General features: G+C 73.4%; 18 protein-coding genes. 14 read left to right on the top strand and 4 right to left on the bottom strand.

Annotated elements, in window-relative coordinates; all coding sequences use genetic code 11:
* Window positions 1-126 precede the first annotated feature (126 nt).
* The 3 genes from AC07DA_RS10150 to AC07DA_RS10140 all read left to right on the top strand — a co-directional run bounded on the left by AC07DA_RS10150 (window position 127) and on the right by AC07DA_RS10140 (window position 3,610).
* Window positions 127-1,167, top strand: coding sequence for a C40 family peptidase (locus AC07DA_RS10150; RefSeq protein ID WP_479126375.1), 1,041 nt, complete (start codon window positions 127-129; stop codon window positions 1,165-1,167).
* 211 nt (window positions 1,168-1,378) lie between these two features.
* A complete protein-coding gene (locus tag AC07DA_RS10145; RefSeq protein WP_479126373.1) occupies window positions 1,379-2,392 on the top strand; it encodes a C40 family peptidase in 1,014 nt (337 codons plus the stop codon).
* Window positions 2,393-2,425: 33 nt separating this feature from the next.
* Entirely contained in the window at window positions 2,426-3,610 is a 1,185-nt protein-coding gene (locus tag AC07DA_RS10140; protein ID WP_479126371.1) for a hypothetical protein, read from the top strand.
* Window positions 3,611-3,726: 116 nt separating this feature from the next.
* On the opposite strand, the gene AC07DA_RS10135 is transcribed toward AC07DA_RS10140, so the two are convergent.
* On the bottom strand, window positions 3,727-4,962 hold the full coding sequence (locus AC07DA_RS10135) for a glycosyltransferase 87 family protein (RefSeq protein ID WP_479126369.1): 1,236 nt from the start codon (window positions 4,960-4,962) through the stop codon (window positions 3,727-3,729).
* A gap of 117 nt (window positions 4,963-5,079) precedes the next feature.
* On the opposite strand from AC07DA_RS10135, the gene AC07DA_RS10130 reads away from it, so the two are divergent.
* Together AC07DA_RS10130 and AC07DA_RS10125 are read left to right on the top strand one after the other, a co-directional pair.
* Window positions 5,080-6,222 (top strand): glycosyltransferase family 4 protein, encoded by a 1,143-nt coding sequence (locus AC07DA_RS10130; RefSeq protein ID WP_479126367.1) that lies wholly within the window; start codon window positions 5,080-5,082, stop codon window positions 6,220-6,222.
* Between the two features lie 123 nt (window positions 6,223-6,345).
* Window positions 6,346-7,983 carry a GMC oxidoreductase gene (locus AC07DA_RS10125; protein WP_479126365.1) on the top strand — a complete coding sequence of 546 codons (1,638 nt, stop codon included), beginning with the start codon at window positions 6,346-6,348 and terminating at the stop codon, window positions 7,981-7,983.
* Between the two features lie 15 nt (window positions 7,984-7,998).
* Here the strand turns inward: AC07DA_RS10125 and AC07DA_RS10120 are convergent, their stop codons facing one another.
* Entirely contained in the window at window positions 7,999-9,795 is a 1,797-nt protein-coding gene (locus tag AC07DA_RS10120) for an AMP-dependent synthetase/ligase (RefSeq protein ID WP_479126363.1), read from the bottom strand.
* A 296-nt stretch (window positions 9,796-10,091) separates the two neighbouring features.
* On the opposite strand from AC07DA_RS10120, the gene AC07DA_RS10115 reads away from it, so the two are divergent.
* The 6 genes from AC07DA_RS10115 (at window position 10,092) to AC07DA_RS10090 (ending at window position 15,273) form a co-directional block, all read left to right on the top strand.
* Entirely contained in the window at window positions 10,092-10,889 is a 798-nt protein-coding gene (locus AC07DA_RS10115) for a metallophosphoesterase family protein (RefSeq protein WP_479126361.1), read from the top strand.
* A 110-nt stretch (window positions 10,890-10,999) separates the two neighbouring features.
* Entirely contained in the window at window positions 11,000-11,440 is a 441-nt protein-coding gene (locus tag AC07DA_RS10110; RefSeq protein WP_479126359.1) for an SRPBCC family protein, read from the top strand.
* 134 nt (window positions 11,441-11,574) lie between these two features.
* On the top strand, window positions 11,575-12,744 hold the full coding sequence (locus AC07DA_RS10105; protein WP_479126357.1) for an ArsA family ATPase: 1,170 nt from the start codon (window positions 11,575-11,577) through the stop codon (window positions 12,742-12,744).
* A gap of 88 nt (window positions 12,745-12,832) precedes the next feature.
* On the top strand, window positions 12,833-13,333 hold the full coding sequence (locus AC07DA_RS10100) for a DUF5304 domain-containing protein (RefSeq protein WP_479126355.1): 501 nt from the start codon (window positions 12,833-12,835) through the stop codon (window positions 13,331-13,333).
* A 132-nt stretch (window positions 13,334-13,465) separates the two neighbouring features.
* Complete coding sequence (locus AC07DA_RS10095; protein ID WP_094052469.1) at window positions 13,466-14,419, top strand: ROK family glucokinase; 954 nt, start codon at window positions 13,466-13,468, stop codon at window positions 14,417-14,419.
* 107 nt (window positions 14,420-14,526) lie between these two features.
* Complete coding sequence (locus tag AC07DA_RS10090) at window positions 14,527-15,273, top strand: endonuclease/exonuclease/phosphatase family protein (RefSeq protein WP_479126353.1); 747 nt, start codon at window positions 14,527-14,529, stop codon at window positions 15,271-15,273.
* Here the strand turns inward: AC07DA_RS10090 and AC07DA_RS10085 are convergent.
* Together AC07DA_RS10085 and AC07DA_RS10080 are read right to left on the bottom strand one after the other, a co-directional pair.
* Complete coding sequence (locus AC07DA_RS10085) at window positions 15,270-15,911, bottom strand: hypothetical protein (RefSeq protein WP_479126351.1); 642 nt, start codon at window positions 15,909-15,911, stop codon at window positions 15,270-15,272. The two genes, AC07DA_RS10090 and AC07DA_RS10085, sit on opposite strands and share 4 nt — an antisense overlap.
* Window positions 15,904-16,701, bottom strand: coding sequence for an alpha/beta hydrolase (locus AC07DA_RS10080; RefSeq protein ID WP_479126349.1), 798 nt, complete (start codon window positions 16,699-16,701; stop codon window positions 15,904-15,906). Before AC07DA_RS10080 ends, AC07DA_RS10085 begins: the two co-directional genes overlap by 8 nt.
* Before the next feature lie 202 nt (window positions 16,702-16,903).
* On the opposite strand from AC07DA_RS10080, the gene AC07DA_RS10075 reads away from it, so the two are divergent.
* Genes AC07DA_RS10075 through AC07DA_RS10065 form a run of 3 tightly spaced genes read left to right on the top strand, consistent with a single transcriptional unit; the run spans window position 16,904 to window position 19,691 of the window.
* Window positions 16,904-17,716 carry a lysophospholipid acyltransferase family protein gene (locus AC07DA_RS10075; RefSeq protein WP_479126347.1) on the top strand — a complete coding sequence of 271 codons (813 nt, stop codon included), beginning with the start codon at window positions 16,904-16,906 and terminating at the stop codon, window positions 17,714-17,716.
* A gap of 32 nt (window positions 17,717-17,748) precedes the next feature.
* Entirely contained in the window at window positions 17,749-19,005 is a 1,257-nt protein-coding gene (macS, locus tag AC07DA_RS10070) for a MacS family sensor histidine kinase (protein WP_479126345.1), read from the top strand.
* Window positions 19,002-19,691 (top strand): response regulator, encoded by a 690-nt coding sequence (locus AC07DA_RS10065; RefSeq protein WP_479126343.1) that lies wholly within the window; start codon window positions 19,002-19,004, stop codon window positions 19,689-19,691. The genes macS and AC07DA_RS10065 overlap by 4 nt, the downstream gene beginning before the upstream one ends.
* Window positions 19,692-19,701 lie beyond the last annotated feature (10 nt).

The following is a 19,701-nucleotide window of genomic DNA, read 5'->3' as shown; positions in this document are numbered from 1 at the left end:
CGTGATTTTTCATCTGAGGATTTGAACTGATCACAGGAAGGTCACTAGGGTCAGGCCCCGAACCTCCGCTCGGGTGATCACTCATCGGGAGAGACGGCGGAGGGGCCAAGAAGGAGCTTTTCACCCGTGGCGTCCCACCGTCGTCCCAAGCAGCCCAGCCGCGCACGTGTGACCGTGCTGACCACCGCCGCCGCCGCTGCCGTCGCCTTCAGCTCGCAGGCCGCCAACGCTGCCCCCAGCGAGAAGCCGAGCAAGGACGAGGTCAAGGCCAAGGTCGACAAGCTCTACGAGGAGGCCGAGCAGGCCACCGAGAAGTACAACGGGGCCAAGGAGAAGCAGGAGAAGCTCCAGAAGGAGATCTCCACCATCCAGGACAACGTCGCCCGCGGCCAGGAGGAGCTCAACGAGCTGCGCGACAGTCTCGGTCTCGCCGCCGCCTCGCAGTACCGCACCGGCAGCATCGACCCCTCGGTCCAGCTCTTCCTCTCCTCGGACCCGGACGACTACCTCGACAAGGCCTCCACGCTCGACCAGTTGAGCAGCCAGCAGGTCGAGGCGCTGAAGAAGGTCCAGGAGAAGCAGCGCGAACTCGCCCAGGAGCGCGCCGAGGCCTCCGAGAAGCTCAAGGACCTCGCCTCCACCCGCGCCGAGCTGGGCAAGAAGAAGAAGGAGGTCCAGGGCAAGCTCGCCTCCGCGCAGAAGCTGCTCAACAGCCTCTCCGCCGCCGAGAAGGCCAAGCTGGCCGAGCAGGAGGACCGCGCCAGCCGGACCAGCGAGCGCGACGCCCTCACCGCCGACGTCCCGCCCGGCTCCGGCCGCGCCGCCGCCGCCTTCGCCTTCGCCCAGAGCCAGCTCGGCAAGCCCTACGTCTACGGCGCCACCGGCATGAGCTCCTACGACTGCTCCGGCCTCACCTCCCGGGCCTACGCGGCCGCCGGCGTGCAGATCCCGCGCACCTCCGAGGCGCAGACCACGATCGGCACCAAGATCTACTCGGTCAGCCAGCTCAAGGTCGGGGACCTGGTCTTCTTCTTCAACGACCTGCACCACGTCGGCCTCTACGCCGGCAACGGGCAGATCATCCACGCCCCGCGCACCGGCACGGTCGTCCGCTACGAGTCGATGAACACCATCGGCGGCCCCTTCATGTTCGGCGTCCGGGTCTGATCCCGGCCCTCCAACCTCCTCCCCACCGGGACGCCGTGTCCGCCGTTCGGGCGAATCGCGACAGCCCCGGGTGAGCCCCCGCCCCGCCGGTGACCTGCGTCAGCGGCGGGGCGTCCTGCCGCATACCCACGGATGGTCGTTGGCGGCCCCCGGTCACGGGGCTACTGTCTGCCGCGTTCCAAGTCCGCCAGCGGAAGGAGAGCGGCTTCCCGTGGGGTCCCATCGCCGCCTTGCACCGTCCGGGTTCGACCGGGGCGCCACCGTCGCGGTCGGCCTGCTGTCCGTCGCGGCCGCCGCCCTGGGCGCGGTACCGGCCGCGGCCGCACCGCACGACGACACCCGGGCCGCGGTGGACCGGCTCTACGAGCAGGCCGAGAAGGCGACCGAGGCCTACAACGAGGCCGACGAGCGCGCCGACGCGCTGCGCGAGGAGGTCGGCACCGCCCGGGACCGCATCGCCCGGCAGCAGCAGCGCATCAACTCCCTGCGGGAGTCCCTCGGTTCGCTCGCCGGCGCCCAGTACCGCTCGGGCGGCATCGACCCGGCCGTGGCACTGCTGTTCTCCGACGACCCGGACGACTACCTCGACAAGGCGTCCCGGCTCGACCGCGTCACCGCCCACCAGGCCGGCGAACTGAAGGAACTCCAGCACGCCATGCGCGAACTCGCCCAGGACCGCGAGGAGACCGCGGACAAGCTCCGTGAACTGGAGCGGAGCCGCAAGGCCGTCGCCGCCCACAAGAAGACCGTGGAGCGCAAGCTCGCCTCGGCGCGGCGGCTGCTCAACTCCCTGCCCGACGCCGAGCGCGACGCCTACGGCCGGGCCTCCCGCGCCGGCCGCGGCGACCTGCCCGACCCCGGTGGCGCCGGCGCCGCCTCGGGCCGCGGGGCCGCCGCCGTCGCCGCCGCCCGCAGCGCCCTCGGCAAGCCCTACGTGTGGGGCGCCAACGGGCCCACCGGCTTCGACTGTTCGGGCCTCATGCAGTGGTCGTACGCGCAGGCCGGGGTCTCCCTGCCGCGCACCTCACAGGCCCAGCGGTTCGCCGGCCGGCAGGTCCCGCTGTCCGAGGCGCGCCCCGGCGACCTGGTCGTCTACCGGTCCGACGCCAGCCACGTCGGGATGTACATGGGCAACGGCCAGGTCATCCACGCGCCCTACCCCGGCGCGCCCGTGCGCTACGACCCGGTCGGGATGATGCCGGTCTCGTCGGTCACCAGGGTCTGACCGGCGCGGCCCCACGCACGTATCCTCGGGAACGTGGCCGGTCGACGGTGGGGCTCCGGGGTGGTGGCGCTGGTGCTGCTGCTCGCCGCCCTCGTGGGATGCGGCGGGCCGTCCGCGACCGACAGGGCCACGGCCGACGTCCAGCGGCTGCTGGACCGGCGCGCCGCGGCCGTCGTCGACCGGGACGAGCGGGCCTACGCGCGCACGGGCGCCGGGAGCGACTTCGGCCGGCTGCGGGCCGTGCCCGTCGCGGACTGGTCCTACCGCGTGACCGCGCTGCGCCGCAACGGCGACACGGCCACCGCCGACGCCGAACTGCGCTACAGCGTCGCGGGGTACGACAGTGCGCCGGTGACCGCCGGGCGCACCCTGCGGCTGAGCCGGGACGCCGGCGGACGGTGGTCCGTCGTCGACGACCGGCCCGCGAAGAAGTCCGCGCAGCAGTTGTGGGACCAGGGGACGGTGCGGATCGTGCGGGGTGCGCACAGCCTCGTCCTCGGCGTCGGGCAGTCCGAGCGCTCCCTGCGCGGCTTCGCCGACCTGGCCGACCGGGCGGTGCCGGCCGTGTCGGACGCGTGGGGCGCGCAGTGGAGCCGGCGCGTCGTCGTGCTCGTACCGAAGTCGCTGGAGGGGATGGCCGGGCTGCTCGGCTCGCCCGCCTCCTCCTACCGGGGCATCGCGGCCGTCACGACCGGCGAGACCGGGGCCCCGGCCCGGGCGCCGGCGGACCGGATCATCGTCAACCCGGACGCGTTCGCCCTCCTCGGCGGTCTCGGCGAGCAGGTCGTCGTCACCCACGAGACCACCCACGTCGCCACCCGCTCCCGGACCACCGCGGCCACGCCGCTGTGGCTGTCGGAGGGCTTCGCCGACTGGGTCGGCTACCGCTCCGTCGGCCGCACGCCCGCCGAGGCCGCCCCCGAACTGACCCGCGCCGTGGACCGGAACCGCCTCCCGCGGGCGCTCCCCTCCGACCAGGACTTCGGCTTCACCGGCGACGCGAGCCGGCTGGCCCGGGCCTACGAGAGCGGCTGGACGGCGTGCCGCATGATCGCCGACCGCTGGGGCGAGTCACGGCTGCGCGCGTTCTACCGGGCCGTGGGGGAGCACGAGAAGCGCCCCGGCGCGGTGGAGGCCGCCATGCGCGAGGTCCTGGGGACCACGCCGGAGGCCTTCACGGAGCAGTGGCGGGGATACCTGCGCACGCACCTGGACTGAGGCGCGCCGTCCTGCGGGCGGGCCGGTCGGGGCTGTGAGCCGGACGCGAGGAGCGGCCCGGAGGGACGGCGGGAGAGCGGGCGGCAGGCCGTGCCGCTGGTCCGGCGGTCCCCGGTTCAGGAGGAGACGGGGCTCTCGTCGGTGCGGGCCGGGTGAGCGGGCCGGGGGGCCGGGGCCGTGCCGGGGACCGTCGCCCGCCACAGGGCCCGGGCCGCGGTCAGGGCGGCGGCCACCAGCAGGCCGTTGCGCAGGAACAGCAGCGTCAGGCCGAGGCCGTCGCTGGCGACCACACTGCCGAAGTACAGCGGGAACTCCAGCACCGTCACGAAGCACGCCACCAGCACCAGCGCGACCGGCACCCGCATCCGGCTGCCCGGGAAGCACAGGCACACCGCCGCCAGGCCGACCAGCCACACCATGTACTGGGGGCTGATCACGCGGCTGGTGGTGGTGAACATCAGCACCGCCACGAAGGCCGCGTCGGCCAGCGTGTGCTCCTCGAAGCGCCGGGCCAGCAGCCGCCACAGCACCAGCCAGCCGAACGCCGCACCCGTCAGGAACAGCGCGCCCGTGCTCACCTCCGGCACGTACGGCCCGAGGAACTCGATCGAGCCGTAGTTCAGCCTCACCTCGCCCTGCCAGCCGAAGTGCCGGGCCACGTGGAAGACCAGCGCGCCCAGCGACTCCACCTCGGTGCCCCGGTCGCGCTGGGACGTCAGGAAGGCGAAGGCGCCCGGCATGGCCAGCGCGAACCCGCCCGCCACCACGGCCCCGGTCACCGCGGCCGACACCCAGGCGCCGCGGCAGCGGGCGGCCAGCAGCAGCATCGCCGGCCAGACCTTCAGCAGGGCACCGAACGCCACCAGGGCCCCCATCGCCCTCGGATGCCGGGCGCCCGCGAGCAGCGCCGCCACCGCCACCGCCGTGACCATCACGTCGTAGCGGGCGTACACCGTCGGCCCGAGCAGCGGCACACCGATCACCCACACCCAGGCGCCGCGCGGTGACCGGCCCGGGCGGCTCCCCGCGTACGCCAGGAGCGCCAGCACGGCCAGGTCGGTGACGCAGGCGAGGACGAAGAACGCCGTCGCGTAGTCCAGGAAGGGCAGCAGGCCGGGGGAGAGGATCGCCAGCGCGGCGGCCGGCGGGTACTGCCAGGTGACGTCCTGCAGCGGGAACGTTCCGCTGCGCAGGACGCCGTACCAGCCCTGGTAGATCACCTGCACGTCGCTGGTGACGTCCGGGCCGGGGAAGACGTACACCTTCAGTACGAACAGCAGCAGCGTCAGCCTCGTGAGACACCAGACCACCGGCAGCCATGCCAGGGACCGCCGCGTGCCCGTCGTCTCCACCTGATCCCTGCCCGTTCGCCCGCGTGCCGAGAGGGCCATGATGGGCCCGTCAGCTGTGAGCGTGCCATACGTGCCGCCGGGCCGGGCCGCGAGGGGCCGTTCGATAGGGTCGGCGGCGTGCGCAAGACCCTGATCGTGACCAACGACTTCCCGCCCCGGCCCGGCGGCATCCAGGCGTTCCTGCACAACATGGCGCTGCGGCTGGACCCGCGGGAGCTGGTCGTCTACGCCTCGACCTGGAAGCGGAGCCGGGAGGGCGTCGAGGCGACCCGCGCGTTCGACGCCGAGCAGCCCTTCACCGTCGTGCGCGACCGGACGACCATGCTGCTGCCGACGCCGGGCGCCACCCGGCGGGCCGTCGGACTGCTCCGCGAGCACGGCTGCACCGCGGTGTGGTTCGGGGCGGCGGCCCCGCTGGGGCTGATGGCACCGGCCCTGCGCGCCGCGGGCGCCGAGCGGCTGGTGGCCACCACCCACGGCCACGAGGCCGGCTGGGCGCAACTGCCCGCCGCCCGCCGGCTGCTGCGCCGCATCGGGGACGCCACGGACACGATCACCTACCTCGGCGAGTACACGCGCTCGCGGATCGCCACCGCCCTGACGCCCGAGGCGGCCGCACGCATGGTCCAGCTGCCGCCGGGCGTCGACGAGAAGACCTTCCACCCCGGCTCGGGCGGCGCGGAGATCCGGGCCCGCCTCGGCCTCACGGACCGGCCGGTCGTGGTCTGTGTCTCCCGCCTGGTCCGGCGCAAGGGCCAGGACACCCTGATCCAGGCCATGCCCAGGATCCTCGCGGCGGAGCCGGACGCCGTGCTGCTGATCGTCGGCGGCGGCCCGTACGAGAGGGACCTGCGGCGGCTCGCGCACGAGACCGGCGTCGCCGCCTCGGTCCGCTTCACCGGCGCCGTCCCCTGGTCCGAGCTGCCCGCCCACTACGGCGCCGGCGACGTCTTCGCTATGCCCTGCCGCACCCGCCGGGGCGGTCTGGACGTCGAGGGCCTCGGCATCGTCTACCTGGAGGCCTCCGCGACGGGCCTCCCGGTCGTCGCCGGCGACTCGGGCGGCGCCCCGGACGCGGTCCTGGACGGCGAGACCGGCTGGGTGGTGCGCGGCGGCTCCCCGGAGGAGGCGGCCGAGCGCATCACCACCCTCCTCGGCGACGCGGAGCTGCGCCGCAGGATGGGGGAGCGGGGCCGCGCGTGGGTCGAGGAGAAGTGGCGGTGGGACCTCCTCGCCGAGCATCTCAAGGACCTGCTCTAGTACGGCCCGCCCCCGAAGGGGCGCGGGGAACCGCGCGACGAGCCACAGGCCACCCGCACCCGCTCGCAACGATCAGGCGGCACCCCACTAGGCGGAACCCCACATACCGCCGATGCTGCGCCCATGACAGCGAACCTGACGAACCGTCACCTGACAAGACGTCACATCCTCGGCATGGCAGCCCTCCAGACGGCCGCCGCCCTCGGCTTCACCCGCATCGGCCTCGACAGCGCCCGAGCCGCCCAGCCCGACGCCGTCGACACCGCCCCCGCCATCGTCGTCGGCTCCGGCTACGGCGGCGCGGTCGCCGCCCTCCGCCTCGCCCGGGCCGGCATCCGTACCCTCGTCCTGGAGATGGGCCGCCTGTGGAACACTCCCGGCCCCGACGGCAAGGTCTTCTGCTCCACCCGCGCCCCCGACCAGCGCTCCATGTGGTTCCGCACCCGCACCGAGGCCCCCCTCGGCACCTTCCTCTGGCTGGACGTCGTCAACCGCGACATCGGCCGCTACCCGGGCGTCCTGGACCGCGTCCACTTCGACCACATGTCGGTCTACGTCGGCCGGGGCGTCGGCGGCGGCTCCCTGGTCAACGGGAGCATGGCGGTCACCCCGCCCCGCGCCTACTTCGCGGAGCAGTTCCCCACCGTCGACGCCGCCGAGATGTACGGCACGTACTTCCCGCGCGCCCGCGCCGCCCTCGGCGTCAACACCGTCGACCCCGCCTGGTTCGAGTCGACGGACTGGTACCGCTTCACCCGTGTCTCCCGCAGGCACGCCGAACGGGCCGGCCTGCGCACCACCTTCGTGCCGAGCGTCTACGACTTCGGCCACATGCGGCGCGAGGCGGCCGGCACCGCCCCCAGGTCGGCGCTCGCCGGCGAGGTCATCTACGGCAACAACCACGGCAAGCGCAGCCTCGACCGGACCTACCTCGCCGCCGCCCTCGGCACGGGCGAGGTCACCCTGCACACCCTGGAGAAGGTCCGCGCGGTCGGCAGAGCACCGGACGGCACCTGGATCCTGACCGCCGACCGCCTCGACGACACCGGCCGGGTCGTCGGGACCAAGGAGTACGGCTGCACGTACCTCTTCCTCGGCGGCGGCAGCCTCGGCACCACCGAACTGCTGCTGCGCGCCCGGGAGACGGGCACCCTGCCCGACCTGCCCGCGAGCGTCGGCACCGGCTGGGGCACCAACGGCAACGTGATGCTCGGCCGGGCCAACCACCTGTGGGACACGGTCGGCGCCGACCAGTCGACCATGCCGGTCATGGGCATCGACGACTGGGCCAACGCCGCCAACCCGGTTTTCGCCGAGATCGCCCCGCTGCCGACGGGCCTGGAGCACTGGGTGAGCCTCTACCTGGCGATCACCGGGAACCCGGAGCGGGCGTCGTTCTCCTACGACACCGCCTCGGGCGCGCTGCGGCTCGGCTGGACGGCCGCGCACAGCGCGGTCTCCGTCGCCATGGCCAGGAAGCTGTTCGACCGCATCAACGCGGCCAACGCCACGATCTACCGGTACGACCTGTTCGGCCCCGGCAGCAAGGTCTTCGCCGACGACTTCACCTACCACCCGCTGGGCGGCTGCGTGCTGGGGAAGGCGACCGACGACTACGGCCGGGTGAAGGGATACTCCCGCCTCTACGTCACGGACGGCTCGCTCGTGCCCGGGTCGCTCGGGGTCAACCCCTTCGTCACGATCACGGCGCTCGCCGAACGCACGATGGCGCGGGTCCTCACCGAGGACACCGCGCCATAACCGGCCCCGTGCGGGTTACGTCGCGTAGATCGCCTCGATCTCGTGTGCGTAGTCCTTCGCCACCACGTTCCGCTTCAGCTTCAGCGAGGGCGTCAGGTGGCCCGACTCCTCCGTGAACTGGGAGGACAGAATGCGGAACTTCCGCACCGATTCCGCCTTCGACACCGCGGCGTTGCCGTCGTCGACCGCCGCCTGGATCGCGGCCAGCAGGTCGGGGTCCTCGCACAGCGACGCCGCGGTGGAACCCGCCGGCTTGCCGTGCTCCGCGCACCAACGGCCCAGGAACTCCTCGTCGATGGTGATCAGCGCGCCGACGAACGGCCGCCCGTCGCCCACCACCATGCACTCCGCGACCAGCGCGTGGGCCCGGATGCGGTCCTCGATCACGGCCGGGGCGACGTTCTTGCCGCCCGCGGTGACGATGATCTCCTTCTTGCGGCCGGTGATCCTGAGATAGCCGTCCTCGTCGAGCGTGCCGATGTCGCCGGTGTGGAACCACCCATCGGCCAGCGCCTCCGCGGTCGCGCCGGGGTTGTTCCAGTACTCCTTGAAGATGTGCTCGCCGTGCAGCAGCACCTCGCCGTCGTCCGCGATCCGGATCACCGAGCCGGGCAGCGGCTGGCCGACCGTGCCGATCTTCTGCCGGTCCCAGGGGTTGAACGCGGTGGGCGCGCAGGACTCGGTCAGACCGTAGCCCTCCAGGACCGTGAAGCCGATGCCGCGGAAGAAGTGCCCGAGCCGCTCGCCGAGCGGGGCGCCGCCGGAGATGGCGTACTCGCCCCGGCCGCCGAGGACCGCGCGGAGCTTGCTGTAGACGAGCTTGTCGAACACCTTGTGCTTGACGCGCAGGCCCAGGGACGGGCCCGAGGGGTCGTCCAGCGCCTTGCTGTAGGCGATCGCCGTGTCGGCGGCCTTGTCGAAGATCTTGCCCTTGCCGTCGGCCTGCGCCTTGGCGCGCGCGGAGTTGTAGACCTTCTCGAAGACGCGCGGCACGCCGAGGATCAGCGTCGGGCGGAACGCGGCCAGCTCGTCGGTGAGGTTCCTGATGTCCGGCACGCAGCCCAGCTTGATCGGCGCCATCATCGGCGCGATCTGCACCAGCCGCCCGAAGACGTGCGCGAGCGGCAGGAAGAGCAGCACGGAGCACTCGCCGGTACGGAACAGCGGCCGCAGCCGCTCCACCACGTTCCCGCAGTCCGCGAAGAAGTTGCGGTGGGTCAGCACGCAGCCCTTGGGGCGGCCGGTGGTGCCGGAGGTGTAGACGATGGTCGCCGGGTCGTCGGCCTTGGCGACGGAACCGCGCTCCTCGACCGTCTCGTCCGTGACGTCCTGGCCGAGCCGGCCCAGCTCGTCGAGGCCGCCGCCCTCGATCTGCCACACGTGCTTGAGCGCCGGCAGCCCGTCGCGCACCGACTCGACGGCGGCCGCGTGGGCCGGCGTCTCCACGACGCAGGCGGTCGCCCCCGAGTCGCCGAGGATCCAGCGCACCTGCTCCGGCGAGCTGGTCTCGTACACCGGCACGGTCACCCCGCCCGCGCTCCAGATCGCGAAGTCGAGCAGCGTCCACTCGTAGCGGGTGCGGGACATCAGGCCCACCCGGTCGCCCGGCTGGACCCCGGCGGCGATCAGGCCCTTCGCGGCCGTGTGCACCTCGGCGAGGAAGGCGGTGGCCGAGACGTCCTGCCAGGCGCCCCCCACCTTGCGGGCGATCACGGCGACGTCCGGGTGCTGCGCGGCGTTTCTGCGGACGATGTCGGTCAGGTTCCCGTCGGCGGGGACCTCGTACAAGGCCGGAAGGCTGAACTCGCGCAAGACTGCTGCTCCTCATAGGGCGCCGGCGCCACGACGGTGTGTGCTGCGACGGTGCGGTCCAAGGCTCGGGCAGGTGCTCGGGCACTCACTTGTTGAAATGCAGAGCACGACTGGACTGCCCGGACGTTACCCGCCGGTATGGCTTCTCCGACAGGGGGTCCCGTCGAGATGTTCGCTGCGTCACACAGTTGGGTATTCCTTCGCGCACAGTAGTCCACGGGCTGAATCACTGGCCAGTAACCGCAGGTAGGACCGCCACTGTTCACGTATGCGGCACACGCTTACGCTTGATCGTCATGGCACCCACACCCGCCGCAGACAGAAGGACGCGCGTGCACGTGGTCAGCGACGTGCACGGCAACGCCCGCGACCTGGCCCGCGCCGGCGAGGGCGCCGACGCGCTGATCTGCCTGGGCGACCTCGTCCTCTTCCTCGACTACGCCGACCACTCGCGCGGCATCTTCCCCGACCTGTTCGGCGTCGAGAACGCCGACCGCATCGTCGCGCTGCGCACCGCCCGCCGCTTCGAGGAGGCCCGGGAGTTCGGGGCCCGGCTGTGGGCCGGCATCGGCGCGGACCGGGCCTCGGTGATCGAGAAGGCGGTGCGCAAGCAGTACGCGGAGCTGTTCGCCGCCTTCCCCACTCCTACGTACGCCACCTACGGCAACGTCGACATGCCGCACCTCTGGCAGGAGTACGCCGGCCCCGGCACGACCGTCCTCGACGGGCGGCGCGTCGAGATCGGCGGACGGGTCTTCGGCTTCGTGGGCGGCGGCCTGCGCACGCCGATGCGCACGCCGTACGAGATCAGCGACGAGGAGTACGCGGCGAAGATCGAGGCGGTCGGGGAGGTCGACGTGCTGTGCACGCACATCCCGCCCGAGGTCCCCGAGCTCGTCTACGACACCGTCGCGCGCCGCTTCGAACGGGGCAGCCGGGCCCTGCTGGACGCCATCCGCCGCACCCGGCCCCGCTACTCCCTCTTCGGGCACGTGCACCAGCCGCTGGTACGCAGGATGCGCATCGGGTCGACCGAGTGCGTGAACGTGGGGCACTTCGCGGGGACCGGGAAGCCCTGGGTGCTGCAGTGGTGAGGACGCCCCGGGCGGGGTGAGATCGGCGGGTCCCGTGCGCGGTAGCCTTCACGCTGCACACAGTGCGCACGACGACCTCTCACCGGCCCGCATCTGGAGGAGCCACGGCGATGGCGGAACACACCAGCTCGAGCATCACCATCGAGGCGGCCCCGGCCGATGTCATGGCGGTCATCGCCGACTTCGCGCGCTACCCGGACTGGACCGGCGAGGTGAAGGAGGCGGAGGTCCTCAAGACCGACGCCCAGGGCCGGGCCGAGCAGGTCCGCCTCGTCATGGACGCCGGTGCCATCAAGGACGACCAGGTGCTCGCGTACACCTGGACCGGTCAGAACGAGGTCTCCTGGACGCTGGTGAAGTCCCAGATGCTGCGCTCCCTCGACGGCACGTACCTGCTGAAGCCGGCGGGGGCGGGCGGCACGGAGGTCACGTACGCGCTGACCGTCGACGTCAAGATCCCGATGCTCGGCATGATCAAGCGCAAGGCGGAGAAGGTCATCATCGACCGGGCGCTGGCGGGGCTGAAGAAGCGCGTGGAGTCGGGCACATAGGGGGCGCGCCGCGGGAGTGTCCGTGCTCTGCCGGGTGCGGGCGCGCCGGGGCCGGTCGCGCACGCGGCGGAGCCGCACGGTCCGCACGGTCTCGCGCCCCTCGGGGCGCGGCGGCACCGGTACCGTTCACCCCCATGCGCACCCTCCTGATCACCGGCCCCGGCGGCAGCGGTCGTACCACCCTCGCGGCCGCGACCGCCCTGGCCGCGGCGGCGCGGGGCACCGACACCCTGGTCCTCGGCACCGACCGCACCGACACCCTCGGTGCCGCCCTCGGCGTGCCGACCGGCCCGGTCCCGGTCGAGGCCGCCCCGCACCTCACCGCCTGGCGCCCCGACCCCGCGCGGGACTTCCGCCGGGACCTCACCGCCCTCCAGGAGCGCGCCTCCTCCGCCCTGGACCTCCTCGGCGCCTCCCGGCTCGACGCGGAGGAACTCACGCCCCTGCCCGGCGCGGAGGAACTCGCCCTGCTGCGCGCCCTGCGCGACGCCGCGCTGTCGGAGAAGCACGAGCTCCTCGTCGTCGACCTGCCCCCGGTCCCGCAGGCCCTCGCCCTGCTCGCCCTGCCCGAGGAACTCCGCCGCTACCTGCGCCGCCTGCTCCCGCCGGAACGGCAGGCCGCCCGCGCCCTGCGCCCCGTCCTGGGCCGGCTCGCCGGGGTCCCGATGCCCGCGGAGTGGCTGTACGAGACGGCCGCCCGCTGGGACGTGGAGCTGGCCGCCGTGGAGGCCGTCGTCGCCGACCGCGACACCGTCGTACGGCTGGTCGCCGAGCCCGGCCCGGCCGGCGCCGACGCCCTGCGCACCGCCGGCCTCGGCCTCGCCCTGCGCGGGCTGCGCACCGACCTCGTGGTCGCCAACCGGGTCCTGCCCGAGGCCTCGGCGGACACCTGGCTGGCCGGCCCGGTCGCCCAGCAGCGCAAGGCGCTGGACGAGTGGCGTGAGTCCCACGACGTCCGCACGGTCGCCCACCTCGGCCGCGACCCGCGCGGCGGCGACGACCTCGCCGCCCTGGCCGTGCCCGGCCCCGACGCGAACGCCCCGGCCGCCGAGTGGCCCGTCACCGACCGGCTCGGCGAGGACGGCGTGCTCGTCTGGCACATCCCGCTGCCCGGCGCCGTACGCGAGGAACTCGACCTCGTGCGGCGCGGCGAGGAACTCGTCGTCACGGCGGGCCGCTTCCGCCGGATCGTCCCGTTGCCTGCGGCGCTGCGCCGCTGCACCGTCGCCGGGGCCGCCCTGCGCGACGGCGCGCTGCGCATCCGCTTCGCCCCCGATCCGAAGCTGTGGCCGCGGGCCCGGTGACGAAGGCCGGTGCGCCCGCCCCGGCCGCTCCGGCCGGCCGGCCCGTTCGGGTAACGTCGTAGGGACGAACCGTAGGCAGGAGTCCGTCATGAGCGAACAGCTCCCCCCGTCCGGTGACGCCCCCGACGAGGCCGTGGACGAGACGCGGGCGACCGACGCCGACGCCTGGGCCACCGCGTGCGCCGAGGACCTCGAAGCGGAGAAGGCCCGCCGGCGCACCGAGTACGGCCCGCCCCCCGGGTCCGCGGCCGAGGAGCTGAAGAAGCTCGTCGACGCCGTCGCGGACCGGCTCTCGGGCCTGCAGTCGCCGCTGTTCGGCGCGGTCGCGGGGCCCGCCGCCCAGCAGGTCGTGCGGCAGGTCGTCGAACAGGCCCGGGCCGCCGTGGAACCGGTCGTCGAGCGCAATCCGGACGTCTTCGACCACCTGGCGGCCGCCGGGAACGAACTGCTCGCCGCCTACCGCTCCGCCGTCCAGGCCCAGGAGCGCCGCTGGACCGGCCGCGACGACCAGGACGACCCGCGCGACCCGCACGAACGCCGCGACCCGGGTGACGATACAGGCCCGGGCGAGCGCATCGACCTGGACTGAGCCCGCGGTTCCGGCCGAGCGGCCCCGGCGCGGTGCCGCCGGAGCGTGCCCACCGGGCGGACGACAGGAACCCGAGGGCAAGGGCTCGGGTACCGTTGGCCGTAGCGGGGCTCGACCGAAACTGAGGGATTCATGGGACTCACCATCGGCGTCGACATCGGCGGCACGAAGATCGCGGCCGGCGTGGTCGATGAGGAAGGCAACATCCTCTCGACCCACAAGGTGCCGACCCCGGGTACGCCCGAGGGCATCGTGGACGCCATCGCCTCGGCGGTGGACGGCGCACGCGTCGGACACGACATCGTCGGCGTGGGCATCGGCGCCGCCGGCTACGTCAACCGGCAGCGCTCCGAGGTCTACTTCGCGCCCAACATCCACTGGCGCAACGAGCCGCTCAAGGAGAAGGTCGAGGCCCGTGTGGGCCTCCCGGTGGTCGTCGAGAACGACGCGAACGCGGCGGCGTGGGGCGAGTACAAGTTCGGTGCCGGCAAGGGCCACCGCAACGTCATCTGCATCACGCTCGGCACGGGCCTCGGCGGCGGCATCATCATCGGCAACAAGCTGCGCCGCGGGCACTTCGGCGTGGCCGCCGAGTTCGGCCACATCCGCATGGTGCCGGACGGCCTGCTGTGCGGCTGCGGCTCGCAGGGCTGCTGGGAGCAGTACGCCTCGGGCCGGGCGCTGGTGAGGTACGCCAAACAGCGTGCCAACGCCACCCCGGAGAACGCCGAGATCCTGCTCGGCCTGGGCAACGGCACGCCCGACGGCATCGAGGGCAAGCACATCTCCATGGCCGCCCGCCAGGGCGACCGGGTGGCCGTCGACTCCTACCGCGAGCTGGCCCGCTGGGTCGGCGCGGGCCTGGCCGACCTCGCCTCCCTCTTCGACCCCTCGGCGTTCATCGTCGGCGGCGGCCTCTCCGACGAGGGCGAACTGGTCCTGGGCCCGATCCGCAAGTCCTACAAGCGCTGGCTGGTGGGCGGCAACTGGCGCCCGGTGGCCGAGGTCCGCGCCGCGGAACTGGGCAACAAGGCGGGCCTGGTGGGCGCCGCCGACCTGGCCCGGGAGCCCGACCCGATCATGTAGGACGCCCCTGCCCGCTTCCGGGGCGCGGGCAACCGCGCGATCAGCCGCACACGACCGGCACGCGCGCACCGGCCCGCGCCCCGAGCCCCGGGGCGTAGATTGATCACATGTCGCTGCTCCCCAACTCCCGTACCGAACCCGACGGTTCCGCGGTCATCAGGGTCCTCGGCTACAACATCCGTTCCCTGCGGGACGACACGGAAGCCCTGGCCCGTGTCATCAGGGCGTGCGAGCCCGACCTGGTGCTCCTCCAGGAAGCCCCCCGCTTCTTCCGCTGGCGCAAGAAACTCGCCCGGCTGGCCCGGGCCTGCGACCTGGTCGTCGTCACCGGGGGCGCCACCACCACGGGCCCGGCGATCCTCAGCTCGCTCCGGGTCGGCGTCGAACGCACTCAGGACGTCCTCCTGCCCCCCACCCCCGGCCTGCACCGCCGCGGCTTCGCCACCGCCGTCGTCCGCGTCGCAGGCGCCCGCCTCGGCGTGCTGAGCTGCCACCTGTCCCTGCAGAAGGACGAGCGCTACCAGCAGGCCGGCCTCCTCCTGGACCGGCTCGCCGGGCTGGGCGTGGAGCACGCGATCGCCGGCGGCGACCTGAACGAACGCCCCGACGGCCCCGCCTTCCGCCGCCTGGCCGGCACCCTGACCGACTGCCGGGTCGCGGCCCCCTGGGGCGGCGAGCACACCTGGACCCCCGCCGACCCCTACCAGCGCATCGACGCGATCTTCGCGACCGGGGGCATCGAGGTGCTGGGCTGCGGCGTGCCGACCGGCCTGCCCGGGGTGACCGGGACGGACCTGGAGGCGGCCACGGACCACCTCCCGGTCCTGGCCGCCCTCAGAGTGCCGGCGGCCTAGACGACCGCTCCCCGCCCGGGGTCGTCGTCCTCCTCGTCGTCCGTGCGCATCCGCATCACCAGCGTCGCGCACCCGCCGATGAACCCGCCGATCCCCAGCGTGGCCAGCCACCAGGTCATGTCCCAGCCGAGCAGCACGGCCAGCAGGAGCAGCACCGGGCCGCCGAGCACCCCGAGCCAGGCGAACTTCGCCGTCGGGTCCGCGTTCGGCAGCGGCGGCGGCTCCGGCGGTACGAAGTGGCCCTCGTCGTCCGCGTCGAAGTCGTCCTCGGTGGGCTCGGGCGTGGTGTAGTCGCGCGGGCCGACGCCGGGCGCGAAGGAGACCGAGCCGCCCAGCGGCCCGGCCGGCTTGTCCGGCCGGTCCGCCGACGGCTTCGGACCCGGCCCGTCCGGCTCCCCGGGCTTCCCTGCCTCCGCGGGGGCCGTCCCGGTCCCGGCGGCGGTGTCCACCCGGTCGTCGTTGGTCGGGGACTCCAGCAGCGCGAGGTCCTCGACCGACTTGAACGGCTTGGCACCCGGCGGGTCCGGCGGCTCCTCGCCGTACCCGGCGACGATCGCCGCCCAGGCGGCCTCCTCGTCGAACGGGGCGCCCTTCTCGTCCGGCTCGCGGCCCTCGCGGTCGGAGTCGTGCTCAGCCACCTGCGGTCGTCCCTTCCTTGCCGAGACCGGGCTCCTTGACGAGGCCGGGCGCGAGCCGGCCGAGGAACGCGAGGCTCTCCTCGTGGATCCGGTCCGCGTCATGGTCCAACGTGGCGACGTGGTAGCTCTGTTCCAGGATGACCTCCCGGACGTCCGTCGACGAGATGCGGCTGAGGACACGGGCCGAGTCGGCGGGCGGCACGACGTGGTCCTGCGGGCTGCGCAGCAGCAGCACCGGCTGGGTGACCTGCGGCAGCTCGCGGTCGACGATCCGGAAGAACTGGCGCAGCGAGTGCGCCGCGTGCAACGGCACCCGGTCGTAGCCCAGCTCGCGGCTGTCCGGCTTGGCGATGTCGCTGGCGATGCCCTTCGTCGCCGGGACGAGGTGGCGGACCACCGGCAGGGCGTGCGCGGCCAGGCCGTGCACCTTGTTCGCCGGGTTGACGACCATCACGCCGCTGACGGCGTCGCCGTGCCGGGCGGCCAGGCGCAGGGCCAGGGCGCCGCCCATGGACAGACCGGCCACGAAGACCTTCGCGCGGCGCTCGCGCAGGGCGCGCAGCTCGCGGTCCACCTCCGCGTACCAGTCCTGCCAGCCCGTGATCCGCAGGTCCTCCCAGCGGGTGCCGTGCCCCGGCAGCAACGGCAGCGAGACGGTCAGGCCGTGCTCGGCGAGGTGCTCCGCCCAGGGGCGCAGCGACTGCGGTGAACCGGTGAAACCGTGGCAGAGGAGGACGGCGACCTCCCCGCCCTCGTGGCGAAACGGCTCGGCTCCGGCAAGGACCGGCACCTTCGGCCTCCAGGTCGTGAGAAGGGACGGACACGATCACGAATCGTCACGGAACGTCATGGAAGGGGTCGCACGTCGTTCGCGGGACCTTCACCGTACGCGACCGCACTGACACCGACCAGGGCCGTCGGCGCCTTTGACGGCGCTCCGGGTTAAGGTCTGACCGACACATACAGGAGGCACTCGGTTGTTGTACGGCGCGATGAAGGTCGCTGTTGGGGGACCGCTCAAGGTCGCCTTCAGGCCCTGGGTGGAAGGCCTGGAGAACGTTCCCGCCGAGGGCCCCGCGATCCTGGCGAGCAACCACCTGTCGTTCTCCGACTCGTTCTTCCTGCCCGCGGTCCTGGACCGCAAGGTCACGTTCATCGCGAAGGCCGAGTACTTCACCACGCCCGGGGTCAAGGGCCGGCTGACGGCCGCCTTCTTCAAGGGTGTCGGCCAGCTGCCCGTGGACCGCTCCGGTGCGCGCGGCGCGGGTGAGGCCGCGATCAGGAGCGGCATCGAGGTGCTGGAGCGCGGCGAGCTGTTCGGGATCTACCCGGAGGGCACGCGCTCGCCCGACGGACGGCTCTACCGGGGCAAGCCGGGCGGCCTCGCGCGCGTGGCGCTCGCGACCGGCGCGCCCGTCCTCCCGGTCGCCATGATCGACACGGAGAAGATCCAGCCGCCCGGCAAGGTGATGCCCAAGCTGATGCGGCCCGGCATCCGCATCGGCAAGCCCCTGGACTTCGGCCGCTACCAGGGCATGGAGCACGACCGCTTCGTGCTGCGCGCGGTGACCGACGAGGTCATGTACGAGATCATGAAGCTCTCCGGCCAGGAGTACGTCGACATGTACGCCACGGCCATGAAGCGGCAGCTCGCGGAGGCGGCGAAGGCGGAGAGGGAAGCCGACAAGGCGGCCCGGGCCGCGCTCGCGCGGGCGGAGAAGGAACAGGCCGAGAAGGAGAAGGCCGAGAAGGAGAAGGCCGAGAAGGCCGCGAAGGACCAGCAGACCGGGGAGCCGCGGACCTAGCCCCGCACGGGGCGGGCCGGGGGGTGGGGGACATGGCCGGACGCGAGCGCGTGATGAGGATGTCGGTCGAGCAGCCGCTGTGGCGTGCGCTGACGGCCTACCGGGTGCTGACGATGCTGTACGCGGTCGGCCTGTTCGCCACCGCCTACGAGGAGTTCACCCGCCCCTGGCTCGCCGTCGCCTACTTCGCCGTGCTGGCCGCGTGGACGCTGGCCACCCTGCCCCGGGTCGCGAACGCGGCCCGCTGCACCAGGCGGTTCCTCGCCGCCGACCTGACCGTCGCCCTCACCGGCATCCTGCTCACGCCCGTCGCCGACGCGCACGAGCGGGTCCAGGCGGGCGGCCCGACCCTGCCGTCGATATGGACGGCCGGTGCCGTCCTGGCCTTCGCCATCAAGGGCGGCTGGCGCTGGGCGGCCCTGGCCAGTGGCCTGGTGGCCGTCGCCAACCTCATCGAGCGGGGCAGCCCGGCCCGCGACACCGTCCACAACGTCATCCTGGTCTGCATCGCCTCCATCGCCATCGGCTACGTCGTCGAGGTCGCCCGCGCCTCCGAGCGCACCCTCGCCCGCGCCCTGGAGATCGAGGCCGCGACGCGGGAGCGCGAGCGCCTGGCCCGGGACATCCACGACAGCGTGCTCCAGGTGCTGGCCATGGTGCAGCGGCGCGGTGCGGTGATCGGCGGGGAGGCGGCCGAGCTGGGCCGGATGGCCGGCGAGCAGGAGGTCGCCCTGCGCACCCTGGTCTCCGGCGGTCTTGTGCCCGTCTCCCGGGTCTCGGAGGACGCGGCCCAGGGCGCGCTCGTCCGCGCCGTCGAGGACGGCCCGGACGGGGACCACCCGGACGAGGACGATCCGGCGGGCGGCGGCCCGGTCGACCTGCGCGCCCTGCTCGCGCCGTACGCGGGCGCCAGGGTCAGCCTGGCCGAGCCGGGCGCGCCCGTGCCGCTGGCTCCGGCCGCCGCCCGGGAGGTGGCCGCCGCGGTCGGGGCCGCCCTGGACAACGTCCGCAAGCACGCCGGGGAGCAGGCGCGCGCCTGGATCCTGGTCGAGGACGAACCGGACGAGGTGATCGTCACCGTCCGGGACGACGGGCCCGGCATCCCCGAGGGGCGGCTGGCCCAGGCCGAGGGCGAGGGGCGGCTCGGCGTCGCCCTGTCGATCCGCGGCCGGCTGCGCGACCTCGGCGGCAGCGCGGAACTGGTCTCGGTGCCGGGCCAGGGCACGGAGGTCGAACTGAAGGTACCGAAGAACGTGACGGACGCGCGGGGGAAGGCGGAGCGGCGATGACGGACGGCGGCGGGGACCGGCGGCACCCGGTCAAGGTCATGGTGGTCGACGACCACCCGATGTGGCGCGACGCGGTCGCCCGGGACCTGGGCGAGTCGGGCTTCGATGTGGTCGCGACCGCCGGCGACGGCGACCAGGCGGTGCGCCGCGCCAAGGCCGCGGTCCCGGACGTCCTGGTGCTCGACCTGAACCTGCCCGGCAAGCCGGGCGTCCAGGTCTGCAAGGAGGTCGTGGCCGCCAACCCCGCGCTGCGGGTGCTGGTGCTGTCCGCGAGCGGCGAGCACGCCGACGTGCTGGAGGCGGTGAAGTCCGGCGCGACGGGCTACCTGCTGAAGTCGGCCTCCACCGAGGAACTCCAGGACGCGGTCCGCCGCACGGCCGCCGGCGACCCCGTCTTCACGCCCGGCCTCGCCGGACTGGTCCTCGGCGAGTACCGCCGCCTGGCCTCCGAACCGGCCCCGGCGCCCGACACGGACGAACCGAAGGCACCCCGGCTCACCGACCGCGAGACCGAGGTGCTGCGCCTGGTCGCCAAGGGCCTGAGCTACAAGCAGATCGCCGAGCGCCTCGTCATTTCCCACCGCACGGTGCAGAACCACGTCCAGAACACCCTGGGCAAGCTCCAGTTGCACAACCGCGTCGAACTGGTCCGGTACGCGATCGAGCGCGGCCTCGACGACGAGTGAGAGGCACGTC

The organism is Streptomyces sp. NPDC044921 (genome assembly GCF_056432865.1).
The sequence above is the reverse complement of the archived record's forward strand: the minus strand, read 5'-3'. Positions and strand labels throughout refer to the sequence as shown.